This window comes from Roseibium sp., assembly GCF_965233565.1.
Lineage (GTDB): Bacteria > Pseudomonadota > Alphaproteobacteria > Rhizobiales > Stappiaceae > Roseibium.
In genome coordinates this window covers 1,047,455-1,063,080 of the sequence record NZ_OZ247494.1, presented here as the reverse complement: position 1 = coordinate 1,063,080, position 15,626 = coordinate 1,047,455, and the positions used below count along the sequence as shown (strand labels likewise).

Here is a 15,626-nt window from a genome sequence, read left to right as displayed (position 1 = left end):
CATCAGTAACTGTAATGGCACAATCTCTCCTAACGAACAAGAAACGGCAATAGCGTGAGTCACTTAGGGGGCGGTCAGGATGCCAGAATCGAAGGCAGGCGACGTGGCGGAAGCAGCTGAAATCGCAGCTGTTGCGGATGCACTCAAGACGAGCAAATTGACGGCTCCGCAAAAGCGCTGGTTGAAAAAGGGCCTCGATCAGCCCGGCGGCAAGCTGCCTCTGTTCGACGATCAGGGACGGGAAATTCCGGCACGCACAATTCGCGCCTGTATCGAAGCAGGCTGGGCAGAGCCTTGGTTTTCCAACCCAATCAAGCCCGATTGGCTGGTTTGCAAGCTGACGCCTGCAGCAATCGAGGCTCTGACCGCAAGTCAAAAAGGCAAAAAAAGTTAACGCCGAATCAGATCATTAAAATTTTAGCGATTCAGGAAAACAGCAGAAATGCAAGGGCTTTTTGAATCCTGTTTTGATAGCCACGTTAAAACGCGTTAACCACGAATCGAATTTTTTGGGGACTTCTTCGTCAGCGGGCAGTTTGTGAGATCGGTTTAACCGGGTGTTTGCGGATTGGAGATCACTCTAACGTGAGCCTGCGAATGCAACAGGGCGTCGGCAGGCATGCATGGTCAAGTTTGGAGTATCCCCATGGCCTCGTCTTCTTTGGCCCGTGTTGCCGGCCGGTCCGGTCCCGACGCACCGATCGATCTGGTGCAGCTGGCGGCGAACACACTGGGCAATCGCGATCTGGAAGTTCAGGTCCTTCATCTGTTCAAGTCGCAATCCTCCAACACCCTGGAACGGCTCAACCGCGAAAGTGACGCGGGCATACGCCGGGATCTTGTCCATACGCTCAAAGGCTCGGCGCGCGCTGTGGGGGCAGAACGTGTGGCGATCGTCTGCGAAGCGCTTGAGGGGCGCATGCGAGACAGGGCCGATGCGGATACGGATGGCCTTGCGGACGCGGTCGAGGAGGTCAATGCCTATATCCGCGATCTTCTGGACAGCTGATTTGCGTTGAATTTTGGGCCCATTGCCGCACAGATACGGCACGGTCCTTGACCTTTTGCGTTTATTCTTTATTTCGGTCGTCGGAGAACCTCTGTTTCAAGGCTTGGACGCGACATATGCCGAAGATCACATTTGTAACCGCTGACGGAAACCAGACCGAAGTCGATGCCGCCGAAGGCTCGACGGTGATGGAGAACGCCATTAAGAACATGGTGCCGGGAATTGAAGCGGAATGCGGCGGCGCCTGCGCCTGCGCGACCTGTCATGTCTATGTCGACGACGCCTGGAAGGACAAGACCGGGTCGCCTGAGCCGATGGAAGAGGATATGCTCGACTTTGCCTATGACGTGAAGCCGACCTCGCGCCTGTCCTGCCAGATCAAGGTGAGCGGCGAGCTTGACGGTCTCGTCGTGCACGTGCCGGAACGCCAGGCTTAAATTCCAGGCAAACTGTCAATACTTTCAGCCTCCTCCTGAGGAGCGCGCCTGCGCGCGTCTCGAAGGAAACCGCGCCCTTGGCGCGTCTTTACCAGAGAATTCAGACGCTTGACTGGTTTGTGCTCGCTGTCGCTCGTACTGACGCGCCGGGTTCCGGATCGGCGCGCAGCGTCGCTGCACCTGTCCGAAAGGACGAGCTGAGCGTTTGTAAGCAATCGGAAAGGGCGGCCGAATGGCCGCCCTTTTTGTAACTGATCTCAATGGTCAGCACAGAGCGCTGCCGGGTCACTCCGCTGGCTGGGCCGCCGGTTTGCGGAACCAGAAATCCACTTCGCGACCTTCTTCCGGGTTGCTCGGGATCAGGCTGGCGAGCGCCAGGCTGACCAGGGCCATGCCGGCTCCGGCGAGGAACACGGCTGCCGGCGAAACCAGCCAGATCAGGCCGAACAGAACCGGAATGAACACCGCCGCGATATGATTGATTGTGAAGGCGACACCTGCGGTCGGGGCGATGTCCGCCGGATCGGCGATCTTCTGGAAATAGGTCTTGATCGCAATCGCGATGGCGAAGAAGGCGTGGTCGATGACATAAAGCGCAGCGGCCAGTGTCGCGTTGGTGACAAAGGCATAGGTCACGAAGACCCCCGCAAGGCCCACATATTCAAAGATCAGTGCCTTGCGCTCGCCGAACCGCACGATCAGTTTGCCGATGCTCGGGGCCAGGAACATGTTGAAGGCGCCGTTCAGGAAAAACAGAAGCGCAACCTCGTGCACGTCATAGCCAAACCGTTCGACCATCAGGAAGCCTGCAAAAACGGTGAAGATCTGACGGCGCGCGCCGGCCATGAAGGTGAGGGCGTAGTAGAGCCAGTAGCGTTTCTTCAGGATCAGCTTCTTGTGCTGCGGCACGCCCTCCCGGAAATGCGGATAGGCCATCATCAGGAAGGCGAGCACCACCAGGGTGAGGCCGCCGGCAATGGCGAAGACGGCGGTGAACGACAGATCGAAGGTTTTCCAGGCGATGAAGATCAGGCCGTAGGCGATCAGCTGGGCGAAGGCGCCGACGGCGATGATCTTGCCCATGCTGGCCGCAGCCGTTGCCTTGGGCAGCCACTGCAGCGACAGCGACTGCGCCATGGTTTCGTAATAATGGAAGCCGATCGACATGATCAGGGTGGTTATGTAAAAGCCCATCGCCGTCGGGAAATAGCCTGTAATGGCAACACCGAAGCCCAGCAGGAGCAATGACAGATAGGCAAGGGTCTGCTCGCGCATGAGCAGCAGCAGATAGACGGCGAGAAAGCTGAGAAAACCCGGAATTTCGCGGATCGACTGCTGGATGCCGATCTCGCGACCGGTAAAGTCCAGCTCCTGAACCGCAAAATTGTTCATGAGGTTCCACCAGGCCGCAAACGAGAGCTGCATGGCGCCTGCCATGATCATCAGGAGAACGGCCGGCGAGCGCCAGCCCTTGATCTCGTCCGGGTGGGCGTTTTGGGTAAAGTAGGTCATTCCGTAGCCAGATAAGAGAAACAGTCCGACAGCGCTGTTGCCTGCTTTTAGGCCGATCCGCGCCTTGCGTGTTAGCGGTGTTTTGTCAGGATATGTCTCTGACCCGCCAAATTTTGAGTGGGTGGTTAAAGATCGGCGGACTCCAAGCCGGCCAAATGTGTATCTGCAACAAAAAATGTAAAGCGTGCTTTACTTTTCGCCTCTGATGTGAAATGTAAAGGTCACTTTACATTTGTTCGTTTCAGGAGCCGACAATGACCCGGTTTGACCGTCTTTCCTTGCAGTATGTCGCCGAGACGCTCGGGGCCACCGCCCTGTTTGTTGCGTCCAGTTTTTGGGCAAAGGACTATCTGGACACCAACGCGTCCGATTTTTCTACGCATGTTCTGGTGTCCGGTCTTGCAACCCTGCCGATGTTTCTCGTGCTGTGGGCCCTGGTCAGATATTACCGCAAGGTGGACGAGCGTGAGCGGCTGATCATGGCCGTGGCCGGGTCGATCACCTTGCTGGTTGGTGTCCTGGCAGCCCTTTTCCTCGCAAAGCTGGAAGCGGTGCTGACGGTCGACCTCAACTATTTCGCCGCGTTTCTGTTTGTCATGTGGTCTGTTGCCACGGCTGGCGTTCGCTGGAAGATGTGATGCGGAACCATCTGAAAACCCTGAGGGGCGAGCGTGGCTGGTCCCAGGCGGATCTCGCCGAACGGCTTGACGTGACGCGCCAGACCGTGATCGCGCTGGAGAAGGGCAGGTACGATCCCAGCCTGCCGCTTGCCTTCCGCATTTCACGTGTCTTTGACCTGCCTATTGAACAGTTGTTTGACCCCGATGAAGACTGAGACCGGGTCCGAAGGCGGTCAGACCGGTCCAGGGCGCTTTCCCTGGCATCGTTCCAGCTGAGCCTGAGCCGGTTGAACGCGCCCAGTGGACAGGCCGCTTCGGGTGTTTGGCCCGGTTCAGCAACTGGGCAATCTGCAGAAAGGTGGCTATCATTCGCCCATGAGCATTCATCCCGAACTCTCGGAATTTCCGACCGAAGCCGTCCCCGGTCCGCTGATCGGCTATGCCAAGAGCCAGCCTGCGGGCATCGGACATAATGGCTGGCATTCCCACGATGCTGCGCAGCTCTTTCATGTGGTCAAGGGATCGATTGCGATTGATACCGAAATGGGCACGTTTTTCGCACCGCCCGAACGGGCTGTCTGGTTGCCCTCACGGCTGTCTCACCAGACCCGCTACCTGACCGATACCGAAATCCGCTACGTCTATGTGCAATTCGACCACACGCAGGGCCTGCCGCAAACGCCGCAGGTGATCCAAGTCACCACCTTGCTGCGGGCGCTGATCCTCGAATTCATGTCCTACCCGCGGGCGGCAAGCGTGGAAGGGCCTGCCGCCAGGATCGCGGCCGTGATCCTGGATCAGCTCAAGATGCTGCCGGCGGCACCTTTACAGCTGCCAATGCCACAGGATCCCAAATTGCGGGCTCTGTGCGACGGGGTCGTGCGCTGTCCTGCTCACATTCCCTCGCTGAGCGAGGCGGCGTCGCGCTGTACGACCTCCGTCAGGTCTTTCGAACGGCGGATCAAGGCGGAAACCGGTCTCAGCTACCGCACCTGGTGCCGGCAGGTGAAACTGTTCCGGGCGCTGGAGCTGCTTGCCGCCGGCCGCAGCGTGTCAGACGTATCTCACAAACTCGGGTATGAGGGGCCGAGCGCTTTTGTCGCGACCTTCAAAAAGGCCTTCGGCGTGACACCTGGCCGGTATTTTGGCGACGTGAGTGATTGATTTTTCTCATGGCGGCAAATTGCCCGCCGTCCCAAAAGAGGAAAGAACCACTTTTGGGAGTCATTCAATGTTCAAGAAAGTCCTCGTTCCCGTGGATCCCGCCGAAGCCGGGTTTGCCGAAGATGCCCTGGCAAAGGCATCCCAGATGGCGCGCGATTATGGCACCAAGGTCCACCTTCTGGCAGTCTGCCCGGAAGTTCAGAGCTTTGTCGCCAGCCAGTTGCCGGAGGGGTGGCAGGAACGGGAGTTCCAGGAAACGGCGCAGATCCTCGACAAGATCGCGGCGGGTCTCGATGCGCCGGAAGGCGCTGTCGATGTGGCCGTCCGCATGGGCTCGGTCTACCACGAAGTGATCGAAGAAGCAGAGCGGACCGCCTGTGACCTGGTTCTCATGACCTCGCACAAACCGGGCCTGTCGACCTATTTCGTCGGATCGAACGCAGCCCATATTGTCCGGCACGCACCGTGTTCGGTGCTTGTGCTGCGCGGAAGCTGACGAGCGCTCAGCCCACTCGCGTCAGCAGCATGGCAATGGCGATGTAGCGGAACGGGTAGCGGTCCGGATAGGCCTTGAGCAGATCAACGGCCGTGTCATAGATGCGCTCAACAAGCTTGCCCCTGTCCGGCGTTTCGGGCAGGGCGCCAGAGAGGACCGCCTCCGTGAAAGCGCGGAAGAAATTGACATAGTCCGTAGCGTAACGGTCCAGGTCACCGTCTGACTGGAAGCGCTCGTTGAACGGCACGATAATCTCGTAGGACCTGGTCTGCTCGATGTCGAACAGTCCGCGTGCGCCATAGGTCTCGTCGGTCACAGGAGCGATCAGCTCGTCCAGCGTTCGCATATAGACCGGCTGATAATAGCGCTCATAGGTCTCCCGGCTGACCTCGCCCAAGTCGACATGGGCCAGGACGGCATCGTTCAGGAGATCGTAAAGGCCATTGCAGGTGCTTGCGGTGTCGTTGGCGCCAAAGACCTGGACCAGGAGTTTGCCTCCCGGGACCAGTTCGCGGGCGCGTTTGTTCAGGAACGTTCCGACGTCCTGTTTCGCCTGCGCTGCAAAGGCATTCCTATCCTCGTCAGCAACAAAACCGTTCGCCCGTTCCTTGCTGGGGCCGTTTGGAAAAATGTATCCAGGCAAGGCCTTGACCGGACGGCGGGACAGAAAACCGATCGCATTGAACGTGGTTGCCAGATGCAACGAGCGGTCCGGCAGCAGCTGGTCATACATGGAGCCGGCGACTGCTGCGGAATAGACCCTGTCGCTTTCAAAAACACTTTTGCCGCCCGGTTGCAGGTTCACGAACAGTTTGGAAAAGTCGTTGGTGGGCAGGTCGGAGTGGATGGTCTGAACCGGGCGGTGGGTGCGGGGCAGCAGGGACGTGAGGGCGCGCTGCATTACCGCAATCGAATTGCGCCCTTCCGAGCAGCCGAAATCCGCCAGACAGACCGGGCCAGCTCCCTCGACAGACAGGGAATTGATCGCCTGGTCCAGCAAGGGCAGGACCGCTTCGATGGCATTCCATTGGGGAGACGAATTGGCATTGTAAAAGCCGCCGCCGACCATGCCGGACGTGGTGCTGTGGGGCGAGAAGGCAGGGGTGTCTTCAGACGCGCTCACCGTGCCAGTTCCTTCATGGCTTCTGTGAGCCCCTCGACTGTCATCGGGAACATGCGGCCTTCCATCAGCTCGTTCAGCATCTGGATGGATTGCGTGTAATGCCAGTGCTGCTGACGAACCGGGTTGAGCCAGACCGCGCTGTTGTAAAGGCCTGTGATCCTTTGCATCCAGGCAGAGCCTGGTTCCTCGTTCCAGTGTTCGACAGAGCCGCCCGGATAAGCGATCTCGTAAGGGCTCATCGAGGCATCGCCGACGAAGATGATCTTGTAGTCGGACGGGTATTTGTGCAGCACGTCCATGGTTGGAATGCGTTCGGTGTGACGGCGGCGGTTTTCCTTCCAGACATACTCGTAAAGGCAGTTGTGGAAGTAAAAATGCTCCATCACCTTGAATTCTGAGCGCGCGGCCGAAAACAGTTCCTCGCAGACTCGGATGTGGTCGTCCATCGAACCGCCGATGTCGAAGAACAGGAGCACCTTGACCGCATTGTGCCGCTCCGGGCGCATCCTGATGTCCAGAAGGCCCTTGTGCGCCGTTGCCCGGATCGTGTTGTCGAGATCAAGTTCCTCGGCCGCGCCGGTCCTTGCAAAGTTTCTGAGCCGCTTCAGGGCAACCTGGATGTTGCGGGTGCCCAGAAGCTGGGTGTCGTCCAGATCCTTGAACTCACGTTTGTCCCAGACCTTGACCGCCCGGCGGTGCCGGCTTTCCTTCTGGCCGATACGCACGCCTTCCGGATTGTAACCGTAGGCGCCAAAGGGCGATGTGCCGGCCGTACCGATCCACTTGTTGCCGCCCTGGTGGCGTTTTTCCTGCTCCTTCAAGCGTTCGCGCAGGGTTTCCATCAGCTTCTCGAAACCGCCAAGGGCCTCGATCTGCGCCTTTTCCTCATCCGTCAGGTGTTTCTCGGCAAGCTTGCGCAGCCACTCTTCGGGAATGTCGGTCAGGGGCACGTCGCTCATCAGCTCAAGGCCCTTGAAGACATGGGCGAAGACCCGGTCGAACTTGTCCAGGTTGCTTTCGTCCTTCACGAGCGCAAGACGTGCCAGATAATAGAAATCCTCAACGCTTTTCTCCGCCAGATCCTTGTCCAGCGCCTCCATCAGCGTCAGGTATTCGCGCAGCGAGACCGGGATGCCCGCCGATTTGAGTTCGGTGAAGAAACTTATGAACATGAGCCGAACCTAGAGCGTTTCGCTGTCAGATTGAAGCGTTCTGTTTGTTGTCCGGAGAGATGGATGCGTGGAGCCACGTGAAGCCATGGAGGGGCGATGGATGAGCGGCACGACAAACAGCCGTCCGCCAGACATCAACCCGAAGGGCCGGGCCGGTTTGGTCCAATGCCGTCGGTCATTTTCAAAAACTGATCTTGCCACCGAGGCGCATGGTGGCGGACACGGTCTCGGTGCTGTCATAGCCGCCCTCGACACTGGCAAGGAACGCTGCGCCGCCATTTGATTTCCAGACGGCGTCTGCCCGGCCGAAGCCGCGCACGACAGCGTCGTCATTGTCGGTGGACAGATTGAGCGCGGTTCCGGACAGGTTGCCGTCGACATTGTCGCTCAGCGTGAAGATGCCGTCGATGCCGGCTGCAACGCCGAAATGAAGGGCCCCGGTGTCAGCAGCGACGGGGGCAAAATCAAATGCAGTCTCGCCGCGAAGCTCCAGAACGTTCAACGAACGCCCGGAGACGGTCAGGCCCGAGGTCGTCTCGCTTGCGTCGCCCGATTGCCACAGCCCGGAATACCGGGCTCGCACGCTCGGTGTGAGCGTGCCTTGCGTCAGGGCGAAGGCATGGCCGAGACGGGCACTTGGCGTGAGGAAGAGGTAGTCGTAGTCGATCGACAGGTCCTGCAGGCCGCCGGCAACCATGTTGTTCAGAACCGTGACATCCTCGGAACTGTTCAGATAACCGCCGAGCAGGCTGACCTGGGCGAAGGTCTGCTGCCAGTTCCGCGAGGCATATGCACCGACGAAAAGGCTGTACGTGTCTGCCGAGTGCACATCGTTGTTGCTGTCGGTGTGTCCAATTGAGAAACCACCGGCGACACCTGCCCGGTAGTCGGCTCCGAAGCCGCGCTCGGCACCGGCCATCAGGCCACCGAAACTGTGATCAAAACCGTCATTGCCATCCCGGTTCAACAATCCGCCGAAAGGCGACGCCCAGACGGACCACCTGTCTGAAACCGTTTCGGCTGGCGTTCCATTGGTGGCAACGAATGCGGAGCCGTTGAGGCCTCCCGCATTCATCTGCTCCTCGACAACGTCCGCCAGCTCACGTGAGAGCGCGTTGAAGGTGAGCGATGTTGTGCCCAGCTGGAATTCATCCGGATTGAAGAAAGTTACCGTGTTGCCATTGGTATTGATGACCAGGCCATCAGAAGTCAGCGTGCCGGGGACACTGGAGAAACCGTAAATAGCGGTCCGGCTGCCTTCGTAGGAAAAGGACGCGGTGGAGGCGTCGGTGAAGGTCAGGTCTCCGACAATAAGCGAGCCGTTCTGAAGTGTAACAGTCGCGTTCGCGCCGTTGATATAGATTGCGGAGCCGTTTTCGGAGGATGTCGTTCCTGAACTGGTGACCGTGACGGTTGCATTGTCGCCGACAACCGATATGCCATGCCCGGCCGCAGCGTCGCTGCCGGTTCTTGAGCCGGTGTTTTCTACAGTTCCGGAGTTGGTGACTGTCGCATTGTTGCCAGTGATTTCAACCCCGTTGCTGTCTGCGCCGGATGTTGTGATCCTGCCGGATGTCGATACCGTTGCCGTGTTGCCGTTGACATCGATCCCGTTTCCGCCTTCACCCGACTGCGTCAGTGTCCCGGAATTGGTGACCGTGATGGAGTCTCCGTCACTGTCGATGCCGTCACTGCTGTTGCCGGTCGTGGTGATGGAGCCGGAATTGGTGATGTTGGCCGAGTCTCCGTCGGTGCCGATGCCGTGAGCATCTTCGCCGCTTGTTGAAACCGTGTTTTGGTTGTTGATCGTTGCGCCATCATTCGACGCGTAAATTGCGTCGGACTGGTCGCCGGACGTGGAGAGGGATCCTGTATTGGTGATCGACACCCGGTCACCGAGGGCCCCAATCCCGAAAGAACTGAAGCCATTGGTCGTGATGCTGCCTGCATTGCTGATGGTCGAGTCATTTCCCTGGGAGCCAATGCCAGGCGCACCGCTGCCCTGCGTCGTGATCGAGCCGGATGCCGTATTGGTGATGGTGCTGCCATTGCCTTTCGACTCGATCCCCAAAGCGTCATTCCCGTTCACGGAAATGGTACCGCTGTTGGTTATGGAGGCGTTGGTTGCACCGCCGTCGGAATCGATACCTGTGGCGTCATCACTCGTCGTCGTGATTGTGCCGCTGTTGTTCACAACAGCATTGGCACCGTCCGCATCGATCCCGTGTGCGTCTTCACCGGTTGTGTTGATCGTGCCGGAATTGGTCGCGCTGGAATCGTCTCCGGCGATCTTGATGCCGTCTGCATCCTCGCCCGCCGTGGATATCGAACCTGAATTCGAAACGGTGGCACTGTCGCCGTCAGCGCCAATGCCGATAGAATCGTCGCCGGTGGTGGTGATCGTTCTCGTGTTGATCAGGGTTGAGGCATTGCCGTCGGAATAAATCCCGAAGGCATCTTCTCCGCTTGTCACAATCGTGCCGCTGTTCGTGGCCGAACCGTCGTCACCGAACACGTAGATTCCATCCGAACGAAACCCGTTGGTCGTGATGTCCCCGGAGTTTTCAGCGCTGGAATTGTCACCATCCAGCGAGATGCCGAGATTGAAATCACCGTCGAGGTCAATTGTCCCGGAATTGACAACAACCGCGTCATCGTCGTTGGTGACGATGCCGAAGATGAAGTTTCCGGTGCCGGTTATGTCGCCATTGTTGGTGATACGTGAATTGGCCCCCGTGGAACCAATACCTGCAAACGAAGGGCCGCCCGTGTTTTCAACGTCAATGACGCCATTGTTGATGGCGGTTTGATCATCATTGCCCAGTACCAGACCGTCTTCGTCGGTGACGTCGATGGTCCCGCCACTGTCGATCGTGCCGGTATCGCCAACATCTGTCAGCGTCTGGGTTGTCGTGACCGTTGTGCCGGACGGAATGGTGATGTCGGCGGCGAAGGCAACGGCAGGCAGGACCAGCCACATGGCACAGCTTGCCATGAGCGCGTGTTTGATCTGATGAGCCCCGCAGCCTTTTTCGGTCGTACCGATCATTCCTGACGCCTTGTTGTTTGCTATTTCTTAACGCATTTCGTCAAGCTGACGAAGCGAAAACGAAGTATGGGGTCAGGTCTTAGTGGAGCTGTGACCCAGGCACAACAAATGTGGCGTCCAAAGGCGCTAAACTTACGTTTAATATATATTTTACAACAGGTTAGTTGTTTCCATCTGTTTCCTGTTTCTTTGCCAGTGACGTCAGTTCACCCATGAATTCCTTCACGCTCGGGCCGTTGTCGGCGACGAATGGAGACGGACGGCACACCGCGATGGCGGCGATTCCGATGCGGGCGGTCAAGAGCCCGTTGATGACGCCTTCTCCCAAACGCGCCGACAAGCGGGCGGCTAGGCTATGGCCCAGAAATTCGGAGGCCAGACTGTCACCAGCTGCCATGCCGCCGGTGACGGCCAGGTGCGAGACAACATGTCTGGCGAGCCGCAGAAAGCCAAGTGTGCCCGGCCGGCCGCCGTAAAGCGTGGAAACGCGGCGGATGGTCCTGAGGTTCTCAAACAGAACCATCAGGAGGTCGACCAGGGCGCGGGGACTGACCGCGGTCACCAGCGACACCCGCTTGGCGCTGTTGAGCACAATGCGGTTCGCCTCCTGATCGAGAGGGCGCAACAGGTCGCGTTCCGCAAGGATGACCAGATCGCGTCCGTCGATGACCTCCTGCATGTGACCTGCAAGTGCCTTGCGGCCCTGCGCCGTTTCGGGCCGGTCGGCGTAAAGGGTCATGAGGTCCTTCAGGCCGGCCGTTGCCGCTTTCGCATCGTCCTCGTCGGCTGCTGTTTTCAGTTTTGCACGCAGATGGTCGATCTTGCCGAGCCGAGCCAGTCCGGCAAACTCGCGGATAATCAGTCCGGTCAACCCGAGGGCGGCAATGGCCGCAAGGGCGACTGCCAGCCAGCCAAGCCAGTCGGTTCGGGCAAACAGATCCCGGATCAGGCTATCGATGGCAAGGCCGATTGCCAGGGAGACCAGGCCCGTGAGGCCGACCATGATCCACTTGCCGAAACCGAAACGGGATTTTGGAGTGCTGGCATCTCGCGGCAGACGCGGTTCATCCTCTTCCAGATAGGCCTGGGTGACGAGTGCCTCGCCGGCTGAGGGTTCCCGGGTCTCGTCGTCGGTCAGACGCACCTTGCTGTCATCGAGACGAAAGGCAGTTGGCTTGCGGCCAGGAGGTGGGGTCGATCCGGTCATGCCAGTCGGTCTCCAATCAGGAATTCAAGGGCTCGGTCCAGACGGATATGCGGCAAAGATAGGGTCAGCCCCTCTGCCGTGGTATCCAGTGCCGGCGGCCGGAAACGCAGAAATTGAAGATCTGCCTGAGCGGCCTGAAAACTCGGTCGAAGGTCTTCAGAAACAGAGTCACCTTCGGCAAAAAGTGATTCAGGATCTGTCGGCAAGTCCCCGGGAAACATAGCGATTTCCGATTTGCCATCATAGGTGTCGCCGTTCAGGCGCTCACCGGGTAGCGGAGTGCCGAGGATAGCGGGAAGCTCTTCACCCCGGTGTTTGACGGTTGCCTCGCGTGTTGCGCGGACGGCAGCCATCGCAAGCACATCCACCTCAGCGCCCTTGAAGCGGGCCTTTTCTTCCGCGCGTGCAACCAGCCGTTTCAAGATAGCCTGAAGGCGGTCGTGATCGGAGCGGTGCAAATGGTCTGCCTTGGTGGCGGCGAACAGGATCCGGTCTATCCTGCGGGTCAGAATGGAGGACAGCCAGCTGCGTTTGCCCGGCCGGAACGCACCAAGCACTTCACTCAAGGCCGTCTCAAGGTCAGTGATCGCATGAGGTCCGGCATTTAAAGCGTGCAGGACGTCGACCAGGACAATCTGGCGGTCGAGCCGGGCAAAATGATCCCGAAAGAAGGGACGCACGACATGGGCCTTGTAGGCCTCGTAGCGCCGTTCCATCATTGCACGCAAGGTGCCGGACCGTGCTGGCGCAGCATCGGCCGCAATGTCCAATGGCGCAAACGTGAGGGCAGGGGAGCCGTCGAGGTCACCTGGCATCAGAAACCGTCCAGGTGGCAGCATCGAGAGCGCGTGCGCATCCGCCCGGCAGGCTGCCAGGTAGGATTTGAAACAGGCCGCCAGTTTCTGGGCCGCGGGTTCGCTTTCCGGTGCGGTCGGGTCTGCTTCCTCCAGTGCCTTGAGAAAGGGGGCGGCAATGTCAACGCGGTTCTGGACGCGTGCGCGGGCGAGTGCCTCGGCTGAAAAGGTCGCATAATCCTTGCCGAGCAGGGGCAGATCCAGCAGCCATTCGCCCGGATAATCGATCAGGTCGAGATGCAGGCGCCCCGGGCCCAGCTTGCGATAGAAATAGGAGGAGCTCTCGTAATCGATGGTCAGACGCAGTTCCGAGACCTGGCGTGTGGACGCCGGCCAGACCCGGTCCTTGACCAGCGCCTGCACATGGGCTTCGTAGTCGAAGCGCGGCACGGCATCGTCCGGCTGGGGCTGAAGCTGCGCACCGGTCATGCGGTGTCCGGCAGCGGCCGCAAAAAGGGGCAGTCGGCCACCATGGACAAGATTGTGAACAAGGGCGGTTAGGAAAACGGTCTTGCCGGCGCGGGCAAGGCCGGTCACGCCCAACCGAACGCTCGGCACGGTCAGGTCAACGGCTGCATCGGCCAGGTTTGCCAGCGCAAGCCGGGACTCTTCCTTCAGTGTGGTCAACGGGTTCAAGAGCACCTCCAGCGCGTTCATGTAAGCGCTGGCCGGAGCAGTTGCAATCGCCGATCAGTTTGCGGTCAGCCGAGATCGTCCTTCAGGTCACGGGGTTTGACAAAACGCTCCAGGTGACCGGTTCCGGGCTGAAGTTCAGACCAGTCGGCAATATCGAAATCGATCACGGCAAGGGCCGCAGTCGGGTATTTTTCCTTCAGATCCGCGATCGCCGCCGGAGCGCCCGTGCCGGCCAGGGAAAGCGCCGTTTCTTCGGTGGCGGGATTATGGGCGATCACCATAAGATTTTGTGCGCGGCCGCCATGTTTTCGGATGAGAGACAGGTAATCGTCTTCGCTCTGCCGATAGAGATCGGACAACAGGTGGATCTGGGCTTCCTGCGGCAGGCTTGTCAGTACGCGGGCAAGCGTTTCCCGGGTTCTTAAGGAGGTGGAGCAGAGAACCTGGTTGGGCAGCAGGGCGTGTTCCCTGAGATATCGCGCCATTCGCGAGGCTGCAGCCTTGCCACGGCTGTTCAGGGGGCGGTCGATATCCTCCAGGGACGGATCGCCCCAGTCGGATTTGGCATGTCTGAGCAGTAAGAGCCGCATTTTGTTTCCAGATGTTGGTCGGTTGCGGACGCGAGGGCGTAAAGGCCAGAAACCTGATGTCAATTCTGGTTGGCAAGGGCCTGGGTGAAGGAGGTCACTGCGGGGCCGATATCAACTTCCTGCGTCGGCAGGGTGTAGGACAGCCACAGCGTATAATCGGCCTTGGCACCGGAAAAATACCACAACGTTTCGCAAAGGCTTGTCGGCGTCCAGCTGCGCGTTCTGAAGGAGATGCCGGAGGCCGCTGCCCCCGTCAGTTTGATTGGCTCAAATCCGGCGGCCTTGTAGTTGCGGGAGAAGGTCAGAGCCTCGCGGCGCCCTGTACCTTCCACGTGTTTGCGCAAAACCGCGGTGATGCCGTCCCGGCCGGTATAGATACAGCCGGCCAGGCTCACCTGATCGCCCTCCATCACCTTGATCCGGTAAAACGGGCCGATCATGTCCGGACAGCGCAGGCCTGTGAAATGGCGCAGCCCCTCCACGTCGCTTTGCCAGCCTGCGTCCTGCTCCGGTGGCACCTGTGCGGAAGCCGGTAGCGACAGGCCCATGGCTACAGCTATCAGCAGCCCTGCCTTGAAGCCTATGTCCGACACCTGTCGCGCCACCGCAATTCCCCGTGTTAGGTCCGTTCCCTTCGTGCCATAAACGCCAACCGCTCAAACAGGTGAACATCCTGTTCATTCTTCAGAAGGGCCCCGTGGAGCGGTGGAATCAGCTTGGAACTATCTTGTTGACGAAGCGTTTCCGGGTCAACGTCCTCGTTCAGAAGCAGCTTGATCCAGTCGATCAATTCCGATGTCGATGGTTTTTTCTTCAACCCCGGCACATCACGTACATCGTAGAACAGGCGCAGTGCTTCCGACAGCAGGCGCTGCTTGATACCGGGGAAATGCACATCAACGATTTCCGTCATGGTTTCCGCGTCCGGAAACTTGATGAAGTGGAAAAAACAGCGGCGCAGAAAGGCGTCCGGCAAGTCTTTTTCATTGTTGGATGTAATGATCACGACGGGGCGCCGCACTGCCCGGACCGTCTCGCCGGTCTCGTAGACATGAAATTCCATGCGGTCGAGTTCCAGCAGGAGATCGTTCGGGAATTCGATGTCGGCCTTGTCAATCTCGTCGATCAAGAGGACCGGCCGTTCCGGAGCCTCGAAAGCTTCCCAGAGTTTGCCCTTGCGAATGTAATTGTTGATATCCTTGACGCGTTCGTCGCCAAGCTGGCTGTCGCGCAAGCGCGAGACGGCATCATATTCATAAAGACCCTGCTGGGCCTTGGTGGTGGATTTGACATGCCACTCGATCAGCGGTGCTCCAAGGGCGGCCGCAACCTGCTGGGCCAGAACGGTCTTGCCGGTACCCGGCTCGCCTTTCACCAGAAGCGGCCGCTCCAGGGCAACCGCCGCGTTGACGGCAACGCGCAGATCTTCCGTGGCGATATAGTTCTCAGTTCCTTCAAAGCGCATGGGCAATTTGTCCTTCGTCAGTCGGCGGCAAGTTGGCAGGCCCGGAGGCGGGACGCAAGCCAATAAAGGCAAGGAGCGGCAGGCGGCAAGGAGGGACAGTCTTGCCCATCTTGAGGGGAAGATTTTGCCCGGCAGGACGTGGATTGCCGGTCTTCGGGCGAATGCTTCCACAAGGACTAGTTTTCTAATTATTTGAAAAAATTGAAGAAAAACTCCCGGTTCGATTCTGGCACGCCCTTTGCGGATGGAAGCCGATTATGGGCGAAAGCCCGCGTAGCAGTGCCCGATCTAT

Annotated in this window: 16 protein-coding genes; 7 read left to right on the top strand and 9 right to left on the bottom strand. The window is 59.0% G+C overall.

Features of this window, described 5'->3' with window-relative positions; all coding sequences use genetic code 11:
* The first annotated feature begins 79 nt into the window (after window positions 1–79).
* The 3 genes from ACO6TG_RS05095 (at window position 80) to ACO6TG_RS05085 (ending at window position 1,446) form a co-directional block, all read left to right on the top strand.
* A complete protein-coding gene (locus tag ACO6TG_RS05095) occupies window positions 80–394 on the top strand; it encodes a hypothetical protein (RefSeq protein WP_422377174.1) in 315 nt (104 codons plus the stop codon).
* A 252-nt stretch (window positions 395–646) separates the two neighbouring features.
* A complete protein-coding gene (locus tag ACO6TG_RS05090) occupies window positions 647–1,009 on the top strand; it encodes an Hpt domain-containing protein (RefSeq protein WP_422377173.1) in 363 nt (120 codons plus the stop codon).
* 116 nt (window positions 1,010–1,125) lie between these two features.
* Window positions 1,126–1,446 carry a 2Fe-2S iron-sulfur cluster-binding protein gene (locus ACO6TG_RS05085; protein WP_094071489.1) on the top strand — a complete coding sequence of 107 codons (321 nt, stop codon included), beginning with the start codon at window positions 1,126–1,128 and terminating at the stop codon, window positions 1,444–1,446.
* Between the two features lie 285 nt (window positions 1,447–1,731).
* On the opposite strand, the gene ACO6TG_RS05080 is transcribed toward ACO6TG_RS05085, so the two are convergent.
* Complete coding sequence (locus ACO6TG_RS05080; protein ID WP_422377172.1) at window positions 1,732–2,958, bottom strand: MFS transporter; 1,227 nt, start codon at window positions 2,956–2,958, stop codon at window positions 1,732–1,734.
* Window positions 2,959–3,212: 254 nt separating this feature from the next.
* Here ACO6TG_RS05080 and ACO6TG_RS05075 point away from each other — a divergent pair, with 254 nt between their 5' ends.
* From ACO6TG_RS05075 to ACO6TG_RS05060, 4 genes are all read left to right on the top strand, one after another.
* On the top strand, window positions 3,213–3,596 hold the full coding sequence (locus ACO6TG_RS05075) for a hypothetical protein (protein WP_422377171.1): 384 nt from the start codon (window positions 3,213–3,215) through the stop codon (window positions 3,594–3,596).
* On the top strand, window positions 3,596–3,793 hold the full coding sequence (locus ACO6TG_RS05070) for a helix-turn-helix transcriptional regulator (RefSeq protein ID WP_422377170.1): 198 nt from the start codon (window positions 3,596–3,598) through the stop codon (window positions 3,791–3,793). Before ACO6TG_RS05075 ends, ACO6TG_RS05070 begins: the two co-directional genes overlap by 1 nt.
* Before the next feature lie 160 nt (window positions 3,794–3,953).
* Window positions 3,954–4,742, top strand: a complete 789-nt coding sequence (locus ACO6TG_RS05065; protein WP_422377169.1) for an AraC family transcriptional regulator — start codon at window positions 3,954–3,956, stop codon at window positions 4,740–4,742.
* 67 nt (window positions 4,743–4,809) lie between these two features.
* Complete coding sequence (locus ACO6TG_RS05060) at window positions 4,810–5,238, top strand: universal stress protein (RefSeq protein WP_094071485.1); 429 nt, start codon at window positions 4,810–4,812, stop codon at window positions 5,236–5,238.
* A 7-nt stretch (window positions 5,239–5,245) separates the two neighbouring features.
* Here ACO6TG_RS05060 and ACO6TG_RS05055 read toward each other — a convergent pair whose 3' ends face one another.
* From ACO6TG_RS05055 to ACO6TG_RS05020, 8 genes are all read right to left on the bottom strand, one after another.
* Complete coding sequence (locus ACO6TG_RS05055; protein ID WP_422377168.1) at window positions 5,246–6,361, bottom strand: hypothetical protein; 1,116 nt, start codon at window positions 6,359–6,361, stop codon at window positions 5,246–5,248.
* Complete coding sequence (locus tag ACO6TG_RS05050; RefSeq protein ID WP_422377167.1) at window positions 6,358–7,533, bottom strand: vWA domain-containing protein; 1,176 nt, start codon at window positions 7,531–7,533, stop codon at window positions 6,358–6,360. The genes ACO6TG_RS05055 and ACO6TG_RS05050 overlap by 4 nt, the downstream gene beginning before the upstream one ends.
* Window positions 7,534–7,714: 181 nt before the next feature.
* A complete protein-coding gene (locus tag ACO6TG_RS05045) occupies window positions 7,715–10,582 on the bottom strand; it encodes a beta strand repeat-containing protein (RefSeq protein ID WP_422377166.1) in 2,868 nt (955 codons plus the stop codon).
* A 160-nt stretch (window positions 10,583–10,742) separates the two neighbouring features.
* Complete coding sequence (locus ACO6TG_RS05040; RefSeq protein WP_422377165.1) at window positions 10,743–11,789, bottom strand: YcjF family protein; 1,047 nt, start codon at window positions 11,787–11,789, stop codon at window positions 10,743–10,745.
* A complete protein-coding gene (locus ACO6TG_RS05035) occupies window positions 11,786–13,300 on the bottom strand; it encodes a YcjX family protein (protein WP_422377164.1) in 1,515 nt (504 codons plus the stop codon). The genes ACO6TG_RS05040 and ACO6TG_RS05035 overlap by 4 nt, the downstream gene beginning before the upstream one ends.
* Window positions 13,301–13,344: 44 nt before the next feature.
* A complete protein-coding gene (locus tag ACO6TG_RS05030) occupies window positions 13,345–13,869 on the bottom strand; it encodes a SixA phosphatase family protein (protein ID WP_422377163.1) in 525 nt (174 codons plus the stop codon).
* 59 nt (window positions 13,870–13,928) lie between these two features.
* Window positions 13,929–14,462 (bottom strand): hypothetical protein, encoded by a 534-nt coding sequence (locus ACO6TG_RS05025; RefSeq protein WP_422377162.1) that lies wholly within the window; start codon window positions 14,460–14,462, stop codon window positions 13,929–13,931.
* Window positions 14,463–14,488: 26 nt separating this feature from the next.
* On the bottom strand, window positions 14,489–15,334 hold the full coding sequence (locus tag ACO6TG_RS05020) for an AAA family ATPase (protein WP_422377161.1): 846 nt from the start codon (window positions 15,332–15,334) through the stop codon (window positions 14,489–14,491).
* Window positions 15,335–15,626: the final 292 nt, after the last annotated feature.

Excerpts from the sequence above, each read along its gene's own strand:
- ACO6TG_RS05095 (WP_422377174.1), top strand. The coding sequence starts at position 80 with ATGCCAGAATCGAAGGCAGGCGACGTGGCGGAAGCAGCTGAAATCGCA.
- ACO6TG_RS05090 (WP_422377173.1), top strand. The coding sequence starts at position 647 with ATGGCCTCGTCTTCTTTGGCCCGTGTTGCCGGCCGGTCCGGTCCCGAC.
- ACO6TG_RS05085 (WP_094071489.1), top strand. The coding sequence starts at position 1,126 with ATGCCGAAGATCACATTTGTAACCGCTGACGGAAACCAGACCGAAGTC.
- ACO6TG_RS05080 (WP_422377172.1), bottom strand. The coding sequence starts at position 2,958 with ATGACCTACTTTACCCAAAACGCCCACCCGGACGAGATCAAGGGCTGG.
- ACO6TG_RS05075 (WP_422377171.1), top strand. The coding sequence starts at position 3,213 with ATGACCCGGTTTGACCGTCTTTCCTTGCAGTATGTCGCCGAGACGCTC.
- ACO6TG_RS05070 (WP_422377170.1), top strand. The coding sequence starts at position 3,596 with ATGCGGAACCATCTGAAAACCCTGAGGGGCGAGCGTGGCTGGTCCCAG.
- ACO6TG_RS05065 (WP_422377169.1), top strand. The coding sequence starts at position 3,954 with ATGAGCATTCATCCCGAACTCTCGGAATTTCCGACCGAAGCCGTCCCC.
- ACO6TG_RS05060 (WP_094071485.1), top strand. The coding sequence starts at position 4,810 with ATGTTCAAGAAAGTCCTCGTTCCCGTGGATCCCGCCGAAGCCGGGTTT.
- ACO6TG_RS05050 (WP_422377167.1), bottom strand. The coding sequence starts at position 7,533 with ATGTTCATAAGTTTCTTCACCGAACTCAAATCGGCGGGCATCCCGGTC.
- ACO6TG_RS05045 (WP_422377166.1), bottom strand. The coding sequence starts at position 10,582 with ATGATCGGTACGACCGAAAAAGGCTGCGGGGCTCATCAGATCAAACAC.
- ACO6TG_RS05040 (WP_422377165.1), bottom strand. The coding sequence starts at position 11,789 with ATGACCGGATCGACCCCACCTCCTGGCCGCAAGCCAACTGCCTTTCGT.
- ACO6TG_RS05035 (WP_422377164.1), bottom strand. The coding sequence starts at position 13,300 with ATGAACGCGCTGGAGGTGCTCTTGAACCCGTTGACCACACTGAAGGAA.
- ACO6TG_RS05030 (WP_422377163.1), bottom strand. The coding sequence starts at position 13,869 with ATGCGGCTCTTACTGCTCAGACATGCCAAATCCGACTGGGGCGATCCG.
- ACO6TG_RS05020 (WP_422377161.1), bottom strand. The coding sequence starts at position 15,334 with ATGCGCTTTGAAGGAACTGAGAACTATATCGCCACGGAAGATCTGCGC.